16 protein-coding genes are annotated in these 21,058 nt (G+C 67.8%); 14 read left to right on the forward strand and 2 right to left on the reverse strand.

Going from position 1 to position 21,058, the window contains the following annotated elements; translation table 11 throughout:
• The 4 genes from ABF401_RS00460 to ABF401_RS00475 all read left to right on the forward strand — a co-directional run.
• Positions 1–183, forward strand: a 183-nt coding sequence (locus tag ABF401_RS00460; protein ID WP_353507553.1) for a hypothetical protein, incomplete at its 5' end; no start/stop codon positions are given.
• A gap of 67 nt (positions 184–250) precedes the next feature.
• Positions 251–1,864: a Wzz/FepE/Etk N-terminal domain-containing protein gene (locus tag ABF401_RS00465; RefSeq protein ID WP_353507554.1), complete on the forward strand. Its 1,614-nt coding sequence runs from the start codon at positions 251–253 to the stop codon at positions 1,862–1,864.
• Positions 1,861–3,582 (forward strand): hypothetical protein, encoded by a 1,722-nt coding sequence (locus ABF401_RS00470; RefSeq protein ID WP_353507555.1) that lies wholly within the window; start codon positions 1,861–1,863, stop codon positions 3,580–3,582. The genes ABF401_RS00465 and ABF401_RS00470 overlap by 4 nt, the downstream gene beginning before the upstream one ends.
• The gene (locus ABF401_RS00475; protein WP_353507556.1) at positions 3,579–4,811 is read left to right on the forward strand and encodes a hypothetical protein; all 1,233 of its coding nucleotides are present in this window, start codon (positions 3,579–3,581) and stop codon (positions 4,809–4,811) included. Before ABF401_RS00470 ends, ABF401_RS00475 begins: the two co-directional genes overlap by 4 nt.
• 189 nt (positions 4,812–5,000) lie before the next feature.
• On the opposite strand, the gene ABF401_RS00480 is transcribed toward ABF401_RS00475, so the two are convergent.
• Positions 5,001–7,580 carry a PKD domain-containing protein gene (locus ABF401_RS00480; protein WP_353507557.1) on the reverse strand — a complete coding sequence of 860 codons (2,580 nt, stop codon included), beginning with the start codon at positions 7,578–7,580 and terminating at the stop codon, positions 5,001–5,003.
• 346 nt (positions 7,581–7,926) lie between these two features.
• On the opposite strand from ABF401_RS00480, the gene ABF401_RS00485 reads away from it, so the two are divergent.
• From ABF401_RS00485 to ABF401_RS00525, 9 genes are all read left to right on the forward strand, one after another.
• Positions 7,927–8,904, forward strand: coding sequence for a glycosyltransferase family 2 protein (locus tag ABF401_RS00485; RefSeq protein WP_353507558.1), 978 nt, complete (start codon positions 7,927–7,929; stop codon positions 8,902–8,904).
• Positions 8,901–10,151, forward strand: a complete 1,251-nt coding sequence (locus tag ABF401_RS00490) for a polysaccharide pyruvyl transferase family protein (RefSeq protein ID WP_353507560.1) — start codon at positions 8,901–8,903, stop codon at positions 10,149–10,151. Before ABF401_RS00485 ends, ABF401_RS00490 begins: the two co-directional genes overlap by 4 nt.
• Positions 10,152–10,424: 273 nt before the next feature.
• Positions 10,425–11,612: an HAD-IIIA family hydrolase gene (locus tag ABF401_RS00495; protein ID WP_353507561.1), complete on the forward strand. Its 1,188-nt coding sequence runs from the start codon at positions 10,425–10,427 to the stop codon at positions 11,610–11,612.
• Between the two features lie 4 nt (positions 11,613–11,616).
• Positions 11,617–12,765, forward strand: coding sequence for a glycosyltransferase family 4 protein (locus ABF401_RS00500; RefSeq protein WP_353507562.1), 1,149 nt, complete (start codon positions 11,617–11,619; stop codon positions 12,763–12,765).
• Complete coding sequence (locus ABF401_RS00505; RefSeq protein ID WP_353507563.1) at positions 12,762–13,874, forward strand: NAD-dependent epimerase/dehydratase family protein; 1,113 nt, start codon at positions 12,762–12,764, stop codon at positions 13,872–13,874. The genes ABF401_RS00500 and ABF401_RS00505 overlap by 4 nt, the downstream gene beginning before the upstream one ends.
• Entirely contained in the window at positions 13,871–14,575 is a 705-nt protein-coding gene (locus ABF401_RS00510) for a nucleotidyltransferase family protein (RefSeq protein ID WP_353507564.1), read from the forward strand. The genes ABF401_RS00505 and ABF401_RS00510 overlap by 4 nt, the downstream gene beginning before the upstream one ends.
• Positions 14,572–15,561: a GHMP family kinase ATP-binding protein gene (locus ABF401_RS00515; protein WP_353507565.1), complete on the forward strand. Its 990-nt coding sequence runs from the start codon at positions 14,572–14,574 to the stop codon at positions 15,559–15,561. Before ABF401_RS00510 ends, ABF401_RS00515 begins: the two co-directional genes overlap by 4 nt.
• Before the next feature lie 5 nt (positions 15,562–15,566).
• Complete coding sequence (locus ABF401_RS00520; protein WP_353507566.1) at positions 15,567–16,685, forward strand: glycosyltransferase; 1,119 nt, start codon at positions 15,567–15,569, stop codon at positions 16,683–16,685.
• A 52-nt stretch (positions 16,686–16,737) separates the two neighbouring features.
• Entirely contained in the window at positions 16,738–18,711 is a 1,974-nt protein-coding gene (locus ABF401_RS00525) for a right-handed parallel beta-helix repeat-containing protein (RefSeq protein WP_353507567.1), read from the forward strand.
• A 16-nt stretch (positions 18,712–18,727) separates the two neighbouring features.
• Here ABF401_RS00525 and ABF401_RS00530 read toward each other — a convergent pair whose 3' ends face one another.
• Positions 18,728–19,975, reverse strand: a complete 1,248-nt coding sequence (locus ABF401_RS00530) for an MATE family efflux transporter (RefSeq protein ID WP_353507568.1) — start codon at positions 19,973–19,975, stop codon at positions 18,728–18,730.
• A gap of 308 nt (positions 19,976–20,283) precedes the next feature.
• On the opposite strand from ABF401_RS00530, the gene ABF401_RS00535 reads away from it, so the two are divergent.
• On the forward strand, positions 20,284–21,058 hold a 775-nt coding region (locus tag ABF401_RS00535; protein ID WP_353507569.1), incomplete at its 3' end, for an NAD-dependent epimerase/dehydratase family protein.

The raw sequence follows: 21,058 nt of genomic DNA on the forward strand, positions 1-21,058 counted from the left end.
GAGCCCCAACTGGGTTGGCACTCACCCCGATTCGGGGAACGGGTTCCTACGACGACCCTCGTCGGGATGGGCGAGTGGTCCGGGACCCTTGACCTCCGGACCGACCTCCGGCTGCCCTCCTTCACCAGGGCGGCGTCGGCCGTCCCGACCAACCGTTCCGTGGCTGCCGGCCACGACCGTTGACGAAAGGCCGCACCATGTCCAGGACCTGTCGCCGCGTTGGGGTCATCGAGCCCGGTGGGCGGACGTTATGACGGAACAAGTCGTCGATCTCGGGTCGACCTGGGCCGTCCTGCGGCGTCGCCGCGGTTTGATCCTCCTGGCCGCCTTGCTCGGTGGCCTGGCCGGCGCGGGTCTGCTCTTCCTCTTCCCGCCGAAGTACCTGAGCACCAGTGTGGTGTTGCTTCCGACGGCCACTCAGGCTGGGTCCGGAAAGACCGGTGGCTACGACGCCGACACGCAGGTGCTCATCGCGACGAGCGCCGAGATCCTGTTGCGCGCTGCGCGGGAGGTCCAGCCGGAGCTGACCCAGGCCGAGATCACCGACCGGGTCTCCGCTGAGGCGCCATCGGCGGCGGTGCTGAGCATCAAGGCCGCCGGGCCAACCGCCGTCCAGGCGGAGGACCTCGCGTCGGCCGTTGCCCAGTCACTCGTTGACTACCTGGAGGACACCAAGCGTGCCCTGACGAAGACGCAGCAGGCGGCGTTGCAGGAGCGCTTGGACACGCTCAAGTCCAGCCTGGCCAACGTGAACAAAGAGCTCAAGAAGGTCACGGACCGGCTCGCTGCCGGCGGGCGGTCCTCCGCAGCCGGACGAGCCGATGCCGCAGCCCTTTCCGACCTCACTGCGGTGCAGGCCTCGACGGTTCTCGACATCGATGCCGTGAAGAAGCAGCTTGGTGGCGAAGACCTCACCTCCGGGCAGGTCGCCGCCGGCGCCAGCGTTATCCAGCCGGCCTCTCCAGGCAAGCAGTCGGATTTTCTGACCGATGCGCTCACGTACGTCCTGGGGGGCGCGGCCGCGTGCGCCCTGCTCGTAGCCCTCTACACCCTCATGACGAACCAACGTGACCCCAAGTTGCGCTCTCGTGATGAGATCGCGGATGCGGTCGGCATCCCCGTCGTCACCTCGATGCGGGTCCGAGCGCCGCGCTCGACACACGCGTGGAGGGAGCTCCTACGCTCGTACACGCCGGACAGCCCTGATGCGTGGGCGATGCGCCAGTTCCTCCATGGTCTCGTACCGGAGGCGGGCAAGGACAATCCCAAGACGCAGGGATTCGTGCTCGTCGTCCTCACGGTGTCAGGCGACTCCGCAGGCTTGGCGGTTGGGCCGCAGATCGCCTCCTTCGCCGCATCCAACGGGATTGCGACCCAGCTGTTCGCGGCCCAGCACCACGAGTCCGCCACAACGCTGTGGGCCGCCTGCAGCCAGCACCCCGAGCGGCATGATCTGCCAGACGCCCTCTTGGTCACTACGGTCTCCGACTCTCGCATGCGATTCGACCTCACCGTGCGGCTCATCGTTCTTGATCGCGACAGCCCCGAACCCGACCCAGATTTGGTCGCCGGCGGAACCGCAGTCCTGGCGGTGAGCTCGGGCTCGGCGACCCGGCGGAACCTCGCCGACGCGGTCGTCGCCGCGGACCGGGTGGGACTCACCGTGCAGGGAATCCTCGTGGCCAACCCAGAGCCACTCGACCGGAGCACCGGTCGGCTGTCGGGGGTCGAGTGGACCAGCTCGACGGTCCAACGCCCGATCCTCATCACTGCACGGGGCCGCGCCGGAGCGGAAGGCGAGGTAAGCGCCCCAGCCGCCGGCGGTCAACAACGTCGTCAGATCGAAGGCCGGAGTCCACGATGAACGGACCGATGTGGCGGATCGACGACGAGGATGGCAGCCCGGAGATCACCGGTACCCCGCGACCACTCCTCGTCACCGGGCGGGCCATTCGGGACGCGTTGGCGCGCACGTGGCGCATCTGGGTCGGCGCGACGATCGTCGGAGGGATCCTCGGTGTCCTCGCGGTGGTTGGTCTGCCCAGATCGGCGACCGCGTCGACCACCTTGCTCATGGTGCACCCCAACCCCGGTGAGTCCGCCATGACCACCGACATGACCCTGCTCCAGACTCGCGCCGTGGCCTCTGCCGTCCTCGCCGAGCTCGACCTCAAGGAGTCGCCGGAGGCGCTCCTCTCGACGGTGACGGTCACGAAAGTGAACGACCAGATCTTGTATGTCACGGTGAGCGGACCCGACCAAGCGTCAGCGGTCGCCCGGTCGACCTCGCTCGTGAACCACTTCCTCGAGTTCCGTGCCAAACAGATGCGGTCCGTCGCGGAGGGGCTCATTGACGGATACGAGAAGAAGATCGCCGGCCTCAAGTCCCAGGTCGACTCGCTCACCCGGGAATACGACCGCCTCTCCAGTGCAACAAAGTTGGATGACGTACGCGCGAGCGACATCCTTGCCAGTCGTGCCACGATGGCGAACCAGATCACGGTCACCCAGAGTGACGTCGAGGAGGCCAGCCTGGAGACCAACGCCGCGATCTTGGCCACCCACGTCATCGACGCGCCGCGGGCCGCAGCCGTCGGGCTGAAACGTCAGCTGATGCTCTTCGCGGCCTCGGGAGCCCTGCTCGGCGGCGCCCTGAGCGTCGGGATCATCCTCTTCCGGGTTCTAACCTCTGACCGGCTGCGCCAGCGCCGCGAGGTGGCGACCGCACTGGGTGTCCCCGTTCGCGTGGGGGTCGGGGCGATCTCTCCACGTGGTGTGCTGCGACGGACCGAGGCCGCCGTGATGTCCTGGGTTGCCCGCCACTCGCGCCACGCCGCATCGCGGGCCACGCCCGCATTGGCCTCCCACCTGAACTCGGTGCGCTGGTCAGAGCGTGGACGGCAGAGGAACCTCGAGGCGCTCATCCATGGTCTGGAGTCCGCCCTGCCGCCCCGGCTCACGAACGGCCCGCGGTCAGGGGGCAATCATGACACCCCTCGCCGTGCGGGCAGCCGGTCCGCGCCAGCGACGCTGGGCCTTGCTGCTGTCGACCGCGCCGACACGGCCGCGGCCGTCCTTCGCGCGGCAGCAGACCGGATGGCCGAGCGAGGTGTCCAGGTTCTCTTGGTCGACCTCTCCTCCAACGGCGCGCTTGCGGGCAGCCCCGGTCTCTCGAATCCGTCCGATGCGACCCGGCCACGTACGTTCCGCCCGGAGGGCGGCGATCCTGCGCTGAGCCACGGACCTCGCCGCATCCGCCGGCACCCCGAACGGGACCCCGACGAGCTCGGCGATCTCGGTGTTGCCTGGGACGAGGCGGATCTCGTCCTCGTTCTGCTCGAGGTCGACCCCGGCATCCACCTCGACGTGGTGCGGACCTGGGTCAACCGGATCGTCCCCCTCGTCACGGCAGGCAGAGCCAATTCCGAGCTGCTGTCCACCATCGCCGGCCTCGTCGCGGAGGCCGGTCTAGAGATGCCCTTCGCGCTCCTCGAGGGCGCCGACCGCAGTGACCAGACTCTCGGCCAGCCCCCGCCAATGGCCGAGGATCCCGACGCGTTGGCGGCGGCGCAGTCGTCATGACGGCGCCTCCGGCACCGCTCGCGCCTTCTCCCGTCCCGGTCCGGCGCCGTCCACTACGCACCGATGCCAGGAAGATACCGCGGCTCGTGCTCGCGGCCTGGTTGGCGCTGTTTGTCAACGTCCTCGCGCCGGGAGGAAACCCGACGATCATCCCTATCCCGCGACCGCTTTTCCAGTTGGTCGCACAAGGGTCCCTCGTCCTCGCCCTGGCGTTCGCCCTGCTGGCCAACCGCCGCCTCGTCGTGCGTCCGAACCTCTTCCTGACGCTGCTTACCGCGCTGGCGTTGAGCTCGCTCGCCATCTCACTCCACAACCAGTTCTTCGTGGGGTCGGTCTACCGCGGTGTCCGCCTGGTGGCCTTCGTTGTGTGTCTCTGGCTGCTGACCCCGTGGTGGGGGCGTCGTGACCTCGTCCTCCTCCGCGCGCACCGGGTCGCGATGTGGGTCATTCTCGGCCTCGTCCTGGTGGGTGCTGCGATGGCTCCCGGCAAGGCGTTCGCCTTTGATGGCCGACTCTCTGGAACGATCTGGCCGGTCCCCCCGACCCAGGTGGCCCACTATGCCGCCGTGCTTTTCGGGACGTCGGCCATCTTGTGGATGTGCCGAGTCATCACCGGTCGCCACGCTCTCGTCGCCGTCGCCGCGAGCACGATTGCCCTCATCGGGACGCACACCCGGACGGCGCTGCTCGGCGCCATCATTGGCGTCGCGCTCGCCTCGGCCAGCCTGTTCCTCGGCCACGCCCGCGTGCGGAGGGTCTCGGTCTCCACGGTGGTGGGACTGATCGCTGCCACGGCGGCTTTCGCGCCCCAGATCGTCAGTTGGCTCTCGCGCGGTCAGACAGTCGAGGACGCGGCACAGCTGACCGGGCGCACAAAAGTCTGGTCCGACGTGTTCGCCACACCCCGCCCCACGATGGAGGCCGTGTTCGGATCGGGCCTGTCAAACAAGTCCTTCGACGGTCTCGCGATCGACAGCAACTGGGTCGCGAGCTACTTGGACCAGGGTTGGTTCGGGATCGTCCTCCAGGCCTCCATGTTGCTGCTTCTCCTCGCGATGGTCGCGACGCACGTGCGGGGTCCCCGCCGCGCGGTCGCGCTGTTCCTCGTCGTGTACGGCGTGGTCTCTTCGATCACCGAAACTGGGATCGGCGACGCCTCGCCCTACATCCTTGATCTTGTCGTCGCTGCGTCTCTCCTCGCCTCTCGCCCGACGCAGCCGAGCCGGTGATCGCGCCCCGAACGCGGCGATAGGAACACCGCCAAGGGACGGCTGCGGGACCGTCAGCTCGCTCATGAGAGTCGGGCGCCTCGAGGGGCACCGTTGCCGTCCAGACAGTCCCTCGAAGGGGGGTGGCTCCTGACCCCCAGGGTTCTCGAGGCCCTGGGGGTCAAAGACGGCGAGCCGACTTTGGATCCGCTACCTGATCGCGACGAGGACGGCCTGGAGAGGGCTGGCTGTGCCCGTGTAGGTGGCCCCGGTCGCTGTATACGTCCCCGGTGCGCCGGGACTGCGGACGGCGAGCGTGGTGCAGTCCTTGTCCTGCACCTCAGTGAACCCCGTGGGAGGAGTGTGCTGCGACGTGGGTTCGTCGTTGCGGCCGATCCACGCCAGCAGGGGGGTTGCGGTCGTGGTCACCGTGGTGCTCGGGAAGGCATTGGAGGAGGTGCTACCCGCCCGGTTGATGGCCTCGATCGGATTGCCGCTCGCGGAAGCCCCGGAAACCGCGATCGCGTGGCCTGAGGACCAGCGGCCACCACTCCACGTGAAGGCGTAGGTGCCGGTGTCGGGCGCTGTGAGCCGCTTCCAGTAGACCCTCACGGTGTCGGCTCCGCCGTTATTGGCGCCCGTGTACGTCGCCTGGAGGGTGAAGCCGGCGGGCGCCGTGGCGGCCGGAGCGCTACCGCCCCACGTCGCCACGGCGGCGATGACGATGTCACCGGTGGTCGCACCGGCCGGGACGGGAACGTTGGCAGAACTGGCGAAGGCGTCGTTTCCTGTGGAAGAGCTCGAGCGGTAGGTTGGCGCATTCGTCGGCGGTGGTGCCGTGACGGTCACGGTGACCGAGTCGGTGGCCGTGGCCTGTCCGTCACCGACGGTCAATGCGAAGGTCAGCGTGGAGGCCGTGGCCGGCGCGGTGAACGTCGGCCTGACCGCGGAGGCGCTGGACAGGGTCACCGCCGGCCCGGCCGTCTGCGCCCAGGCGTAGGTCAGCGGGTCGCCGTCCGGGTCGGTGCTGCCGGATCCGTCCAGCGTCACGGTGGACCCGGTCGAGACGTTCTGCGCCGGACCCGCCTCGGCGACCGGGGCCCGGTTCGTCGGCGGTGGCGTTGACGTGCCGCCCTTGATGGCGACCAGGACGGAGTGGAGTGGCCCCGCCGAGCCGGAGTAGGCGCCTCCGCTGGCAACCTGTGTGCCAGCCGATGCCGGCTGGCGGTAGGCCACGGTGCTGCAGTCGCGGTCCTGGACCTCAGTGAAACCCGACGGCGGCGTGTGCCCCGAGGCGGGTTCGTCGTTGCGCCCGATCCACGCCAGCAGCGGAGTGCTGAGCGTTGAGACGGTCGTGTTAGCGAACGTGGTGCCCGATCCGCCAGCGTGGTTGATGGCCTCAACAGGGTCACCGATGGTGGCCGCCCCGGAGACCGCCAGGGCATGGGCCGAGGACCACCGCCCGCCGCTCCAGGAGAACCGATACGTGCCGGTGTCGGGAGCCGTGAGTCGCTTCCAGTAGACCCGGACCGTGTCGTCCCCGGCGGTGTAGCTGGCCTTGAGGGTGAATCCGGCTGGAGCAGTGACGGCAGGAGCCGGATTGCCCCACGTCGCCACGGTGGCGACGACGACGTCGCCGGTCGTGGCGCCAGCAGGGACCGGCAGCGTCGCCGCCGTGGACCAGGCATCGTTCCCCGTGGTCGAGCTGGAACGGTAGGTGGGTGTCCCGGCTGCGGGCTCCGCAGCCGCAGTGATGGTGACGGTGTCACTCGAGGTGAACTCGCCGTCGCCGACATTGAGGCGGAAGGTCAGCGTTGAGGCCGCGGACGGCGCGGTGAACGTCGGCCTTGCCGCAGTCACGCTCGACAGGCTCACTGGCGCGCCGCCCGTCTGGGTCCACTGGTAGGTCAGCGAGTCTCCGTTGGGGTCACGGCTGCCCGAGCCGTCCAGGGTCACGCTCGAACCTAGGGTCACCGTCTGTGCCGGACCAGCATCCGCCACCGGCGGCTGGTTGCCGGCGGGGACCATCACGTCTCGGACGGTCTTCACCACGGTGCCGGACGCCGCACGTGGCCCAAGCCAGGTGAGGAAGTCGTCGATCTCCTCGTCGATCGGTGAATAGAACTCGTGCATGAGGTAGACGATCCAGGTCTTGCCCGAGGAGGCTTCAGCGGCCAGCACGTCATTCTTGAGCGCCTGCAAGCCCTCCGAGCCGTCGAGGCTGTCCCGTTGAATGCGCAGGGCGTATGGGTTGGCCGGGGGCGCCGTTTCGCGCCTATCGGTGTCGATGGTGCGGGCGGATGCGTAGCCCGCCTGCTCGACCATGTCTTCCTCCGCGGGACCGTAGTAGCCAACGGGATACGCGAACGAGACTGGGCGCGGGAACCCCTGTGCCTGAAGCGTCGTGATGTCCGCCTGGATCTCGGCTCGCGCGGTTGCCTCGTCCACGTCGGTCAGAGGCGTGTGGTGGGCGGTGTGGCCAGCGATCTCGTGCCCGGCACCATAGATGTCGCGGAGCTGGGCCCACGTCATGACCCCGTTGGTGCCCATCAGCCCGGTGTTGACGTAGAAGGTTGCCTTCGCACCGTGGGCAGCGAAGATGGGAAGCATGGGGTACTGGCTGACCCTGGCGTCGTCGAACGTGAACGACACGACCACCTTCTCGTCTGCCGCCTGGGACGGGGAGGCGGCCATTCCGATGCCCAGACTGACGAGCATCACCGCGGCCACGAGCGCCGCCAAGGGTCGTCTCAGCGACCTGTACCGACCCGCAACGAGCATCTCCGTCATGGCTTCCCCGCTCTAACGTCGATGACCGAGCGTGCTCGGTCCTCTCCCCTCGGCAGCCCCGTCCCCCGGAGTCGAAGCATGGACGGTGCGCACTCGTACCGTCCTCTGGGGCTGTGCCCCGCATTCCTATGAAACACCTCGACCACCCCGTTGTCCCCGGAATCGCCCTGACGCGGTCGCCAGGAGGAGCGTCGTCGGAGCCCAGCCGTGTTCTCCCCCTCATATTTCCCATCGGTGTGTTCTCGGCAGCGTTCGTGGGATGTCCGATTCCCCCGCTGCGGCCACGGGCGCGCACCTAGTCTGGGTCCACAGATCCACGCACAAGGGCCAAGGCGTAGGAGGGACCATGAGTGCCACACCGCCCCTGAGCATCGGGCTGCCGGTGTACAACGGTGAGGACTACCTGGAACAGTCGGTCGATGCTCTTCTGGGCCAGACCTTCGGCGACTTCGAGCTGATTCTGCTTAGCAACGCATCGACCGATTCGACCGACGACATCTGCAGGCGCTACGAGCGCGAGGACGAGCGCGTGAGCTTCATCCGCCAACCAGTCAATGTCGGCGCCGCCCCCAACCACACCGATGTCTTCCACCACGCGCGAGCGCCGCTGTTCAAGTGGGCTTCGGGTGACGACCTCTACGCGCGCGATCTGCTCGAACGCTGTGTGCAGGTGCTCGAAGACCGGCCCGAGGTCGTGCTCGCACACTCGCTGACTGCGGCGATCGACGAGGACAACAACCTCATCCAGGCGCTCCAGTACCCGCTGGCCACGGACGACCCCCGTCCCGCACGGCGGCTCGAGAGCTTGCTCTTCGGAGGCGATGCGATGCCGGGGGCGGTGGCCGCGGACGACTTCTACGGGGTCATGCGCTCCGACGTGCTGAGGCGAGTGCGTCCTCACGACAGCTACTACCACGCCGACCAGACCTTCATGTCGGAGCTGGCTCTAATGGGGCCGTTCGCGATCGTCCCCGACTGGCTCTATTTCCGGCGCCACCACTCGGGCAGGGCGTTCAAGGCCAATCCTTCCGTGCGCTCGTGGTGTGCCAACCTCGACCCGAAGCGCTCCAACCGGTTGCGACATCCCACCGCTCGCCTCGTTGCGGAGTACGGCTGGGAGAGGTTGGCGCTCATTCACCGCAGCCCGATCACCTCGGCCGACCGACGAGCCTGCTACGCCGTGACCGCTCGCTGGATGGGCAGCCGGGTGACCCGCCGTCTTCGTGGCGCCCACCGTGACGAGTTCGGCAGTCCCGACGTGGTGCTCGACAACCCCGTCGTCGACGTGCGGGAGGTTGTCGCCGGTCAGCAGGGCGCCCGGTGACCGCTGGGCACGAGCCCGTGCCCACGCAGCGGGTGGGCATGTTCGGCAAGCTCGGGGCGGGGAACTACGGCAATGACGGTTCCCTCGAGGCGTTGCTCGCTCACCTCCGAAGTCATCATCCTGCCGTTCCCGTCGACTGCATGGCGGCAGGCCCGACTGTCGTGGAGGAGCGCTACGGCATCCCCGCTGTCGACCTGAGCTGGGACCGCGGGGGATCGAAGTCCGGCTCTCGACTCCTCGATCGGGGCCTCACCGCGCTGCGCGTCGGCGTGGGCGTCGGTATCGACGCGTGGCGAATCGCCCGCTGGACGCGTCGGCATTCCGTGGCCATCGTCCCGGGGATGGGCACGTTCGAGTCCACGATGCAAGTGCGCCCATGGCAGACGCCCTGGTCGCTGTTCGCCCTGGCGGTGTCGGCGCGGGTGTTCGGCACCAGCATGGCCGTCGTCAGCGTGGGCGCCAGCAACCCCCCGGACCAGCTCACCCGCGTCCTGCTCGGCCGGGCACTTCGGCTGGCGAGCCACCGGTCCTTTCGTGACGATCAATCGCGCACAGCAGCATCCGAGATGGGCGTCGACACCTCCCACGACGTCGTGCTTCCTGACCTGGCGTTCGCCCTCCCGACTCCACCGCGTCCGGGCCGGACCTCAGGCACCGTCGGTGTCGGCGTCATCGCGTGGTACGGGGCCGAGTCCGAACGGGCTGGCGCCGACGCGATCAACGTGCGCTATCGCGCCGCCCTCGAGGACTTTGTCGGCCGGATCGTCGACGCAGGGAGACGCGTCCGGCTCCTGGTAGGCGACGACATCGACGTACCGATAGCCATGGACCTGCGCGAAGCCGTGCTCACCGGGCGCCCGTGGCTCGATGTGGACGCGATCGTGTTCGACCCGGTGTCCACCCTTGGCGAGTACATGTCACAGGTCGTGGAACTCGACGCCGTCGTCGCGTCCCGATTCCACAACGTCCTGTGCGCATTGATGTGTGGAGTACCGACGATCGCCGTGGGCTACGGAGCGAAGCACCGGGTGCTCATGGAGCGCTTCGGGGTGAGCCGTTTCAGCCACGAGATCCGCTCCCTGAACGTCGATGACCTGGATCGGTCTCTGGATGGGCTCCTCGCCGAGGGGGACCGGCTCTCGCCCCAACTGCTCGACGTGGCGTCCGACGAGCGGCAAGCCCTCGTCGATCGGCTCTCCACTGTGGACGACCTGATCTCATCGGCCCGTTGCCGCAGGCGAGGCTAACGACCTCCTGAGGCAAGGGCTCGCCGGTTCCCTCGCGCCCAAGTCAATTTGGCGGAACCGACCACTCGAGTAACCCCAACTACTTAGCATGGCGGTGACATCCTGCGGGTGGGCGGAGGTCCGTGTCACCCGGGGAGGCCGCGATGAGGGAGGGCATGTCGTGGTGCAGAACATGAGTGATCACGGGTGGTCGTGGACAGCCCGGGGACAGGCGCATCAGGGGTCAGACCGCGCCGGATGGGCCGTGACGCGAGCGAAGGGCCTGGTGCGATGATGCGCCGGGGCGTCCTGCTCGACCGCGACGGCACCATCATCGTCGACAGTGGCTATGTGGGCGCCGTCGAGGACGTTGAGTTCATCGACGGGGCGATCGAGGCCATCGCCCGACTCAACGCCGCCGGCCTTCCGGTCGCCGTCGTGACCAACCAGGCGGGTGTCGCGCGCGGCATGTACGAGCTGGAGGACGTCGAGCTCGTCCACAAGCACATGGTCGCCGAGCTGGCCAGGCTGGGCGCGCGTGTCGATGCCTGGTTCTTCTGCCCCTACCACCCAGATGGCGTCGTCGCAGCGTTCGCCCGAACCAGCGCCGACCGCAAGCCGGCCCCAGGCATGGCCCTGGCCGCCGCGGGCGCGCTGGACCTGGACCTCGCCTGCTCCTGGGTCGTGGGCGACAGCGACTGCGATGTCGACCTGGCCCGCGCCGTAGGAGCCCGCCCCATTCGCCTTGGATCCGCCAGCGCCGACCGCACACAGGACGCCGACACCGTCCCGGACCTGGCGGCTGCGGTGGATCTCATTCTCGCCGAACACGCTGCAGGTTCAGTCCCGTCGGGCACTGCAGCCGCCTTCCCGCTCCACAAATACCACGACGCCGGATGCTTCGCCGCCGAGTACTCGTCGGAGCTTGCCCGGGCGATGGGCACTGTCCCAGCTGGTCGCTTCGATTCCGCGGCGCGGATCCTCGATCGCGCGTACAAGCGGGGCGCGACCGTGTTCTGCTGCGGGAACGGCGGCTCCGCGTCCATCGCCAACCACTTCCAGTGCGACCACGTGAAGGGAGTGAGGAACGGCACCGGCCTCCTCACCCGCGTGCAGAGCCTCAGCACCAACGTGGAGATCCTGAGCGCGATTGCGAACGACAACGGCTACGAGAACGTCTTCGACTATCAACTCCAGTCGCACGCGCGACCAGGCGACGTGCTCGTCGCCGTCTCCTCGTCTGGGCGTTCACCCAACATCGTCCGGGCGCTGGAGTGGTGCCGCGACAACGACGTCGAGACCGTGGCCCTCACGGGCTTCACGGGGGGTCCTGCCCGCGAGCTCGCGACCGTCTCCATCCACGTGGACTCGGGCAACTACGGAGTGATCGAGGATGCACACCAGGCGTGCATGCATCTGCTGGCCCAGTACGTCCGTCAGGCCATGATGTCGGACGACGATGTCTCGTCGCAGGTCTTCTGACTCCATGCGCGTCGCGATCAACCTGCTCACTGACAATCCCGACCAGCCGTCGGGCGCGCACTGGTTCTGGAAGCAGACCATCAGCGAGATGGTGCCCCTGCTGGCGGAGGGTGAGGAACTGCACCTGGTCGTCAGCCCACGAATCCGCAAGGAGCACTTGGGCTACGGCCCAGACATCCGGTACATCACCTTTCCGTGGTCCAACGAGCGGCGTGCTCTGCGGACGCTGACCGAGCAGGCCTACGCGCCACTGCGCCTGCCGCGATCAGGGATTGACGTCTTCAACACGCTCATCGCGCCCATGGTCAAGCCCACTCCAGGCCTCGTCGCCCATTTCAAGACGCTGCATGCGTTCACGAATCCCGGAGCTCTCAACCCCATGGTGCGGCTCTACCGGCGCACCGGGTACCCACACACCGCGAAGGTGGCGGACGCCATCATCATCAACTCCGAGAGCTTGCGCCAAGAGGTCGAGACGTATCTCAACGTCGACCCGGCAAAGCTACGGCTCATCCCCGAGGCGGTCGACCACCAGGTCTTCCGGCCAGGTGATCCGGAGGAGGCGTCGGTGCGCCTCCAGCGCGAGCGCGGCATCGAGGGACCGTTCGTCCTCTTCGTGTCCTCATTGTGGGCGTACAAGAACTGCGACGGACTGCTGCGTGCGTTCGCCATCGCGCGGCGCGAGCTCCCGGAGCACAGGCTGGTCGTTGTGGGCAGCGCCGCGGATACGGCGTATTCGGCCGAGCTGCACGCCCTTGCGGCCGAGTTGGGCGTCGAGGACCACGTCGTGTGGGTGGGCGGGATCCCGCACCATGAGACGCTGCCGTTCTACCGCGCCGCGGCCGCGTTCGTGTATCCGTCGCACAACGAGACCTTTGGCCTGCCGATCCTGGAGGCGATGGCCTGCGGATGCCCTGTCGTCACATCCGACCGCAGCGCCATGCCTGAGACGGCCGGCGGCGCCGCCCTGCTGGCTGACCCTGAGAACCCGGCATCCATCGCCGCAGCGATCGTGGCCGCTTGCGGTCACCCTGGCTCGAAGCTGCGTGAGCTCGGCCCCCCTCGCGCAGCGCAGTTCACGTGGGCCGCCACTGCCAAAGCGACCCTCGAGGTCTACCGCGAGGTACACGCCGCACAGGGAGATCGACGATGAGGGTGCTCGTGACCGGTGGAGCCGGGTTCATCGGCTCCCACACGACCGACCGCCTCGTGCGCGAGGGGCACCAGGTGACAGTGCTCGACGCGCTCACCGCGCCCGTGCACCGCAACGGCGCGCCCAACTACCTCACCCCCGGCGTCGACCTGTTCGTCGGCGACGTGCGCAACCGCGACCTGCTCGCCAACCTGCTCCGCCGCACCGATGCGGTCTACCACTTCGCGGCGTACCAGGACTATCTTCCGGATTTCTCGCGCTTCACCGACGTCAACGTCGTGAGCACCTCGCTCATCTACGAGGTCGCAGTGGCCGAGGGACTCGATCTCCAGCGCGTGGTGGTCGCCTCGTCCCAGAGCGCGATGGGGGAGGGCCTATACCGTTGCCCTCGTGACGGGGACCAGTCGCCCGGGATGCGCCCGGAGGAGGCGCTGCGCGCCGGGGTCTGGGAAATCCCATGTCCGGTCTGCGGCGGGCCGCTCGAGATGCTGCGCACACCGGAAAGGGTGTCGAACCCGCAGAATGCCTACGGGATGTCGAAGTACGGCGAAGAGATGGTGGCGCTCAACCTCGGTCGCCGGTACGGCATCCCGACGGTAGCTCTGCGCTACAGCATCGTCCAAGGCCCTCGGCAGTCCGTCTACAACGCCTACTCGGGCGCCTGCCGAATCTTCTCGCTGCACTACCTGCTGGGCAGCGCGCCCACGCTGTACGAGGACGGCGAGATGGTGCGCGACTACGTGAACATCCACGACGTCGTCGACGCCAACCTGCTCGTGCTGGAGGACAAGCGAGCCGTCGGCTCGGCCTACAACGTCGGGGGCGGGACTTCCTACACGACGAGGCAGTTCGCGGAGATCGTCCGGACCCAATACGGATCCGACCAGCCGGCCGTGGTCACTGGCCAGTACCGCTTCGGCGACACCCGCCACATCTTCTCCGACATCTCGTCGCTCGAGGGCTTGGGGTGGGCACCGCAACGCACCCCCGCGGAGTCGGTGGCCGAATACGCCCACTGGCTCGCGGGGATGCCGGGGCTCGACGCCGTGCTCGCCGAGGCTGACGCAACGATGAAGTCCTTGGGCGTGGTACGGGAGTCGGACGGATGAAGGCATTCCTCCTCGCGGCGGGACTCGGCACGCGGCTGCGTCCCCTCACCGACAGCGTGCCGAAGTGCCTCGTCCGGGTAGGGGGTCGCCCCCTTCTCGAGCTCTGGCTCGACAACCTCCGCGCGGCAGGAGTCGACGAGGTCCTCGTCAACCTGCATCACCTGCCCGAGCAGGTTCTCGCGCACCTTGCAGTGCACCGAGGCAGGCCGCACGTGCGCACGAGCCACGAAACCACTCTCCTCGGAAGCGCCGGCACGCTCGTCGCCGGCCGGCGGTTCATCGGCTCCGACGACGTGTTCCTCGCGGTCAACGGGGACAACTTGACCGACTTCGACCTACGCCTCCTCGTCGGCGCGTTGGAGGCAGCACCCTCGGCGCAGGCCGCTATCGCGGTGTTCCACGCCCCCAGACCGGAGGCCTGCGGCATCCTCGAGGTCCAGGGGGGGCTGGTGACGTCGTTCGAGGAGAAGCCCGCCGCGCCGCGCAGCGACCTGGCGAATGCCGGCATGTACGCCTTCCGACGATCGGTGCTTGACCTCGTGCCACATGGCGGCCCGGTTGACATCGGCACACACTTGCTTCCCAGGCTTGTTGGCCGTTCCGTGGCCGTGCCTGTCGAAGACGCGTTCCTCATCGACATCGGCACTCCTGAGGCGCTGGAACGCGCCCAGGCCGAGTGGCCCATGCGAGGCATCGCGTGATCATCACCCAGACACCGTTGCGCGTCGGACTTGTCGGCGGAGGAACCGACCTGCCGTCCTACTACCGACAGCACGGTGGCCGCGTCCTCAACGCCGCCATTGACAAGTACGTCTACGTCGTCGTGAAGCAGCGCTTTGACGACGACATCTACCTCAACTACTCTCGCAAGGAGATCGTGTCGCAGGTCGAGGACGTCGAACACGACCTGGTGCGCGAGGCAATGCACATGGCGGGCGTCCGAGGTGGTGTCGAGATCACGACCCTCGCAGACATCCCGTCGTCCGGGTCGGGTCTCGGATCATCGTCCTCGGTCACTGTTGGACTGCTGCAGGCCCTGTTCGCCTACCAGGGATGTCAGTTGTCGGCCCATGAGCTCGCCGAGCGAGCTTGCACCATCGAGATTGACAGGTGCGGTAAGCCCATCGGCAAACAGGACCAGTACGTCGCTGCCTACGGCGGGATCTGCGACCTGAGCTTCGGCCCCGGTGACGCTGTCCATGCCGAGCAGATCCGGCTGTCCCCGGCTGCGCACCGCTCCTTCCAGGACCAGCTCATGCTCTTCTACACGGGGATCACGCGCACCGCCGACACCATCCTGGGGGAGCAGAGGGCGAACATTCCGGACCGGCTCGCCCAGCTGCAGCAGCTCAAGGACCTCGCCGCGGAGGCTGTCACGGGGGTGCGCTCCGGTCGGCCAGAGGTGGTCGGCAAGGCTCTCGGAAAGAGCTGGGAAGCCAAGCGGCAGCTGGCACAGGGCGTGTCGAATGGCGCCCTCGATGAAGCCGTGGAGTCCGCGATGAGCTCCGGAGCGACGGGTGCCAAGGTAACGGGCGCAGGCGGCGGTGGCTTCATCCTGGTCATGTGCCCGGTGGAGCATCAGGAGTCCGTGCGCAGAGCTCTCGCGCCGATGAAGGACCTACCGATCTCGGTCGACCCCTACGGATCGCGGGTCATCCTCAACGTCCACCGCAATATCTGGAGCTGAGCGAGATGACTCGGGTTAGCCTCCTCGTCGACAGTCCGAGCCAGCGGGCCCACGGCAACGCAGCGAGCCGGCTGGCGCTCGGCCTACTCGAGGGTGGCGACACAGAGGTGGACCTCGTCTGCTACAGCGACGACCCACCGCCGTCCTGGCTTCCGGAGGAAGTGCGCGTCCACCGCCTGGGCGTCGATCGCGTCTCGAGGTCGGTGCCCGCTCTCGTTCGCTACCTGCGCACCGAGCGCCCAGATGTGCTGATCACCCGTCAGGTTCACGCGAACTTCGTGGGCCTCGCCGCTGCGTGGATTGCCCGCACCCCAGCAGCGCGGTGGCAGGGAAAGCTGGTCCTCGTGCAGGACCACCTGCCCGAGCTCACCCATGCGAGCAACCGGCGTGACAACAAGTGGGTCGCGAAGGCCACCTACCGGTTCGCCGACGGACTCATCGCTCCCTCCCCGACCGTGCTGGCCAACACCATCGAGTGGTGTGGCCTGGACCCTTCTTCGGGAGCTCTGGTGCCCAATCCGATCCCGAGGCACACGGCACCTCTTGGGCCCCCGCCCCATCCCTGGCTGTGTGAGGGTCAGCCGCCGGTATTCGTGAATGTGACGAACCTGCTTCCCTTCAAACGCGTGGACCTGTTGGTCGACGCCTTCTCGCGCGTCCGGGCGAGCCACGACGTCCGGCTGCTCATCCTTGGCGAGGGGCCGGGTCGGCGGCCCGCGGACGAGCAGATCCGGCACCTCGGGCTGAGTGACGTCGCGGCAACTTTGGGCTGGATCGATGACCCGCTCCAGTACGTCGCCCGCTCGTGGGCCCTCGTGCATCCCTCCGACGAAGATGGCTTCGCGCAGGTCCTCACCGAGGCGATGAGCGTCGGATGCCCGGTGATCGCCGCTGACTCGCAAGGCGGGGGCCCTCGCTTCGTGACGGACAACGGCACCTATGGTCCTCTCGTCCCCCGGGGGGACGTGGACGGGCTGGCGGAGGCGATGTGCACCATGCTGAACGGGGAGGTGCGAGCGCGGTACTCCGCGCTCGGCGCGCAGCGAGCCGACTCGATCTCCCCGGCGGCGAGCGCCCAGGCATTGACCGACTACCTCGCACGGCGATTCGGGTTCGACGGGTGACGCCATGGCGCTGGCCTCGCACGGTCGGCCCTCCCGAGGTGGGGTGTCTGCCATGAGCCGCCGCGCCACCGTTCTGCTGTCCCTCGGAGCACTTCTGGCACTTCTGCTCGCCGCCGTTGTCGTCAACCTGGTGCGAGCCAGGGACGGACTGGACCGCCCGACACCTCGCGTCGCTGCGTCCACGGCCAGCCCGACGACCACACCCGTCGACAGCCAGACAGTTTCCCGAGCCGGTGCCACCACGGCGGGCCCCGTCGGCCGAGCGGTGTGCGGCACCGCCATCCTGCGCTCGCCGTACGACTACACCGGAGCCGCGGGTCCCTACCGATCCGGCACCCCAGGGCTGCCGACCTTCGGCGAGCCCGACTCCGACTTTCCCCACGCAAAGGCCGGTCGGGTCCTGCCTCCGGAGACCGCTGACTACGAGAATTGGCAGCTGGAGCCGGACACCGTCTACTACCTCGCCCCCGGACTGCACGTGGGCAGCTTCAGCGCGAACTCGGGCGACGTCTTCGTCGGTGGATACGCCAACGGCCAGGGCAGTGTCCTCGACGGTCAGTACCGCCGGTTCACCGCCATCGACAGCAACATCACGACCGGTGAACAGACGAACGTGACCATCCAGTACCTCACCATCCAGAAGTTCACGCCCTACGTCGACCAGACGGCCATCAACCAGACCGGGGCGGGCGGGTGGCGGCTCCTCAACAGCACAGTGACTCTCAATGTCCCCGGTGGTGGGATGTTCGCCGCGACCGACGCGGTCCTCCGTGACAACTGCCTGACCATGAACGGCCAGTACGGCTTCCAGGCCTCCGAGACGATCCGGGGCGACTCACTCACCGGCGGCCCTTACAACGTCAGGGTTGAGGACAACGAGATCAGTTACAACGACACATGCGGGCTCACCGGCCTCCTCCAGAACGAGGCGCTGGGCTGGCGCGACCACAACCCGGTTCCGGAGCGGTACAGGAACCCCCACTGCGGGGGCGTCGAGGGCAGCGGCAACCAGGGCGGCTTCAAGCTCTGGGCCACCAACGGGGTCATGATCCGTGGCAACTGGATTCACCACAACTGGGGGGTGGGTGGCTGGGCGGACACGAACAACGCCAACACGACGTGGACGCGGAACACCATCACCGACAACGAGAATGGTGGGATCTGGGAGGAGATCTCCTACAACTTCTCAATCACGGACAACTACCTCGCGCGCAACAACCTCATCGACGGACCGGACAACCCGGACTTCCCCATGCCGGCCATCTATGTCTCGGAGTCGGGAAGTGACACGAAGAACGGTGGCGTTCCGGCGTGCTCGATGCCGTCGTGCATCGCCTCCGGCATGCCCAGCTATCCCAAGGGGTCCGTCATCGAGGGCAACACCCTGGTTGACAACGGCGGCGGGATCTTCCTATGGCAGAACTCCGACCGCTACTGCAACGACGGGTTCGACGGCGTCTGCACCCTGACGCGAGGTGGCGCACAGGGGCCGTTCAGCATGAAGGGCTGCGCGGCGAACCTCCCGGACGCCACCCTCGACCGCAGCACGTACGTTGGTGAGGTCACGGGCTCACCGCCACAGAACTACTGGGACGGGTGCATGTGGGCGACGCAGAACGTGACCATCTCTGGGAACAGGATCGACTTCAACCCCGCGAACATCTTCGGGTGCACCCAGAAGGCGTGGCGCGCGTGTGGCGCCAACGGGATCTTCAGCCAGTACGGCGGGCCCAATGAAAACGCCGAAGGGGCAGACGTACCCACTCAGATCACGTTCTTCCAGAACAACCGGTGGGCTGGAAACGTCTACAACGGACCATCGACGTTCTACGCCTGGAACCAGGGCAACCCGGAGAACCCGGTGACCTGGGCGCAGTGGACAGCCCCGCTCACCGACCACATCCCTTGCACCTCGGGGGCGCAACGCAGCTCGGGGAGCTGCCTCGGGCCATTCGGTCAAGATTCAGGCAGCCTCTTCCGCCCCGATACGCCTCCGACTCCGACTCCGACTCCCAGCCGCCGTTGAGGGTCGCCGCCGTAGCTCACCGCGCCCTGATCGACCCCGCGTCCTCCATGCCCGGGACGGGGCCGTTGCCTTCGGTACCGTGCATCGCACGACGGAACTGAGCCCACCAGAAGATGCCGGAGACGACGGCTGCGCCCAGACTGGCCCAGGTGGCTCCGAGTGCTCCCGCGACGGTCGCCCCGATGATGGTGGCGAGGACGAACAAGGTGCTCTCAACCACTTGCGACCGAAGACTGCGGCGTGCGGTACCCAAGGCCCGTAGGCCGGTCGTTGCGCCCGTGCAGAAGGTGCTGACGATGACACTGAGGCAGAGCGGGAGGATGAGGACTGACGAGGGTTCCCAGACCTGCCCGAGAACGACTTCGCCAACACCCCGTGGCAGAAAGATCCACAGGGCCAGAGCCCACATCAGCGCCGCAACCGCTTCCACCGATCCCAGCGCGAGGGAGAAGCGGAGGAGATGCCGCCGTGAGCGGCGCAACCACCGCACCGCCTCCGGAACGGCGACCGTCCCGATGCCCATGAGCACGGTGAGCAGCGGCCCGAGGAGCAGCTGCGCGCCGCGCAGGGCAGCCACCTCGGCAAGACCGGCGATGACGCCGAGGGCGTACATGCGCAGCTGCGTGCCCCCACTCTGTATGACGTTCTCGACCATGTAGCGCACTCCCAGGTCCCGCTGCTCTCGGAACCAGATTCGTGCGCCCCGGAAGGACGGCACGACACGGGCCTGCCGGAAGCCGAACAGCGCCGCCACACCACCAGCCAAACCCCAGGCGAGCACGATGCCGAAGAGGCTCTCGCGTTGCACCGCCACGGCCATCGTCGGCACGAGCGCAAGACCCCACACGAGGTCGTTGACGCAGGCCTTGCGGCCCTGGCCCGCGGCGAAGAAGGCGAACCGCCAACTGTCCTGCAGTACGAGCAGCGGCAGCACGAGACCGAGCCCGGCCAGGGCGTCTCCGACCGGGCCGGGCACGACGATTCCCAGAAGCAGGCAGGCCAGCCCCATGACGACCCCGACCACGACGGCCGTGCCAGACGTGCGAGAGACCGCGGTGCGCCAATCCGCCACCGGGACCCCGCTGAACCGGACGACCAGGGGATCTGTCGCCAGCCCGCGCGAGACGTTGAGGATGAGGCCGTACGTGAACCAGGCCAGGGTGAACGCGCCGAACTCCTCGAGCCCGACGCTGTGCGCGACCACAATGCCGACGGCGAAGTTGCTGAGGCTGGAGAGGGCCTGGTCGATCAGTCCCCAGCTCATCCGACCACCGACGGACCGTGCGGAGTGAAACAGCCCGCTCACCGACGGAAGCAGGCGGTCGCCAGTAGTCACAGCACCTCCACACGCGCCCCTTCGCCGGGGGTGGCCCGGCCCCTCCTGCCTTGCCAGCATAAGGAGCGATCGAGGGTCAGGCAGCGTTTTGACCCACCTCGCCGGAGGGTGGGTGGAAGGCCGTCGAGGGAACACGCCAAGCGGGGCGGCGGGCCCTCCAACTTTCTGGAAAACGCCACGCGCCTAGGAATCGTCGATGCACCATGAGTGTGCGCACGGGCCTCAGGGAGGAAGAGATGCGAGTACTCGTCACCGGCGATCGTGGCTACATCGGCCAGGTCCTCGTCCCGGTGTTCCGGGCTGCCGGCCATCAGGTCGTCGGACTCGACGCGAACTGGTACGCCGGGTGTGACTTCGGCCCGCAGGCTTCCGGTTATGAGCAGCGCGTCGGCGATGTCCGGGACGTCGATCCTGTGTCACTGGAGGGCTTCGACGCGATCGTGCACCTGGCGGCCATCTCGAACGACCCTGTCGGCCATCTGAACCCCGACGCGACGTACTCGGTCAACGCTCACGGTGCCGAGATCATGGCGAGCGCCGCCAAGGTCGCCGGGGTTCCTCGGTTCCTCTTCTCCTCCTCATGCTCGCTCTACGGTGCCGCCGGTGACGCCCCGGTCGAAGAGGACTCGCCGTTCAACCCGGTGACTCCCTACGGGGAGAGCAAGGTCCGGGCGGAGGAGGCCATTTCGGCACTCGCCGACGACTCCTTCAGCCCGACCTACCTGCGCAATGCGACGGCATACGGCTCGTCGCCGCGCCTGCGAGCCGACATCGTCGTCAACAACCTGACGGGCACCGCATTCACACGCGGAGAGGTCAGGCTGCAATCGGACGGGACACCGTGGCGCCCGCTCGTGCACGCCGCCGACATCGCGGGCGCCTTTCTTGCCGCCCTCCATGCTCCCCGTGAGGTCGTCCACGACCAGGCCTTCAACGTGGGCCGGGATGAAGACGTGCTGCAGATCCGCGACATCGCCCTGCAGGTCGCCGAGCACATGAACGCGCCCGTGA

Origin of the sequence: Intrasporangium sp. (assembly GCF_040414665.1) — a bacterium.
Taxonomy (GTDB): Bacteria; Actinomycetota; Actinomycetes; order Actinomycetales; family Dermatophilaceae; genus Intrasporangium.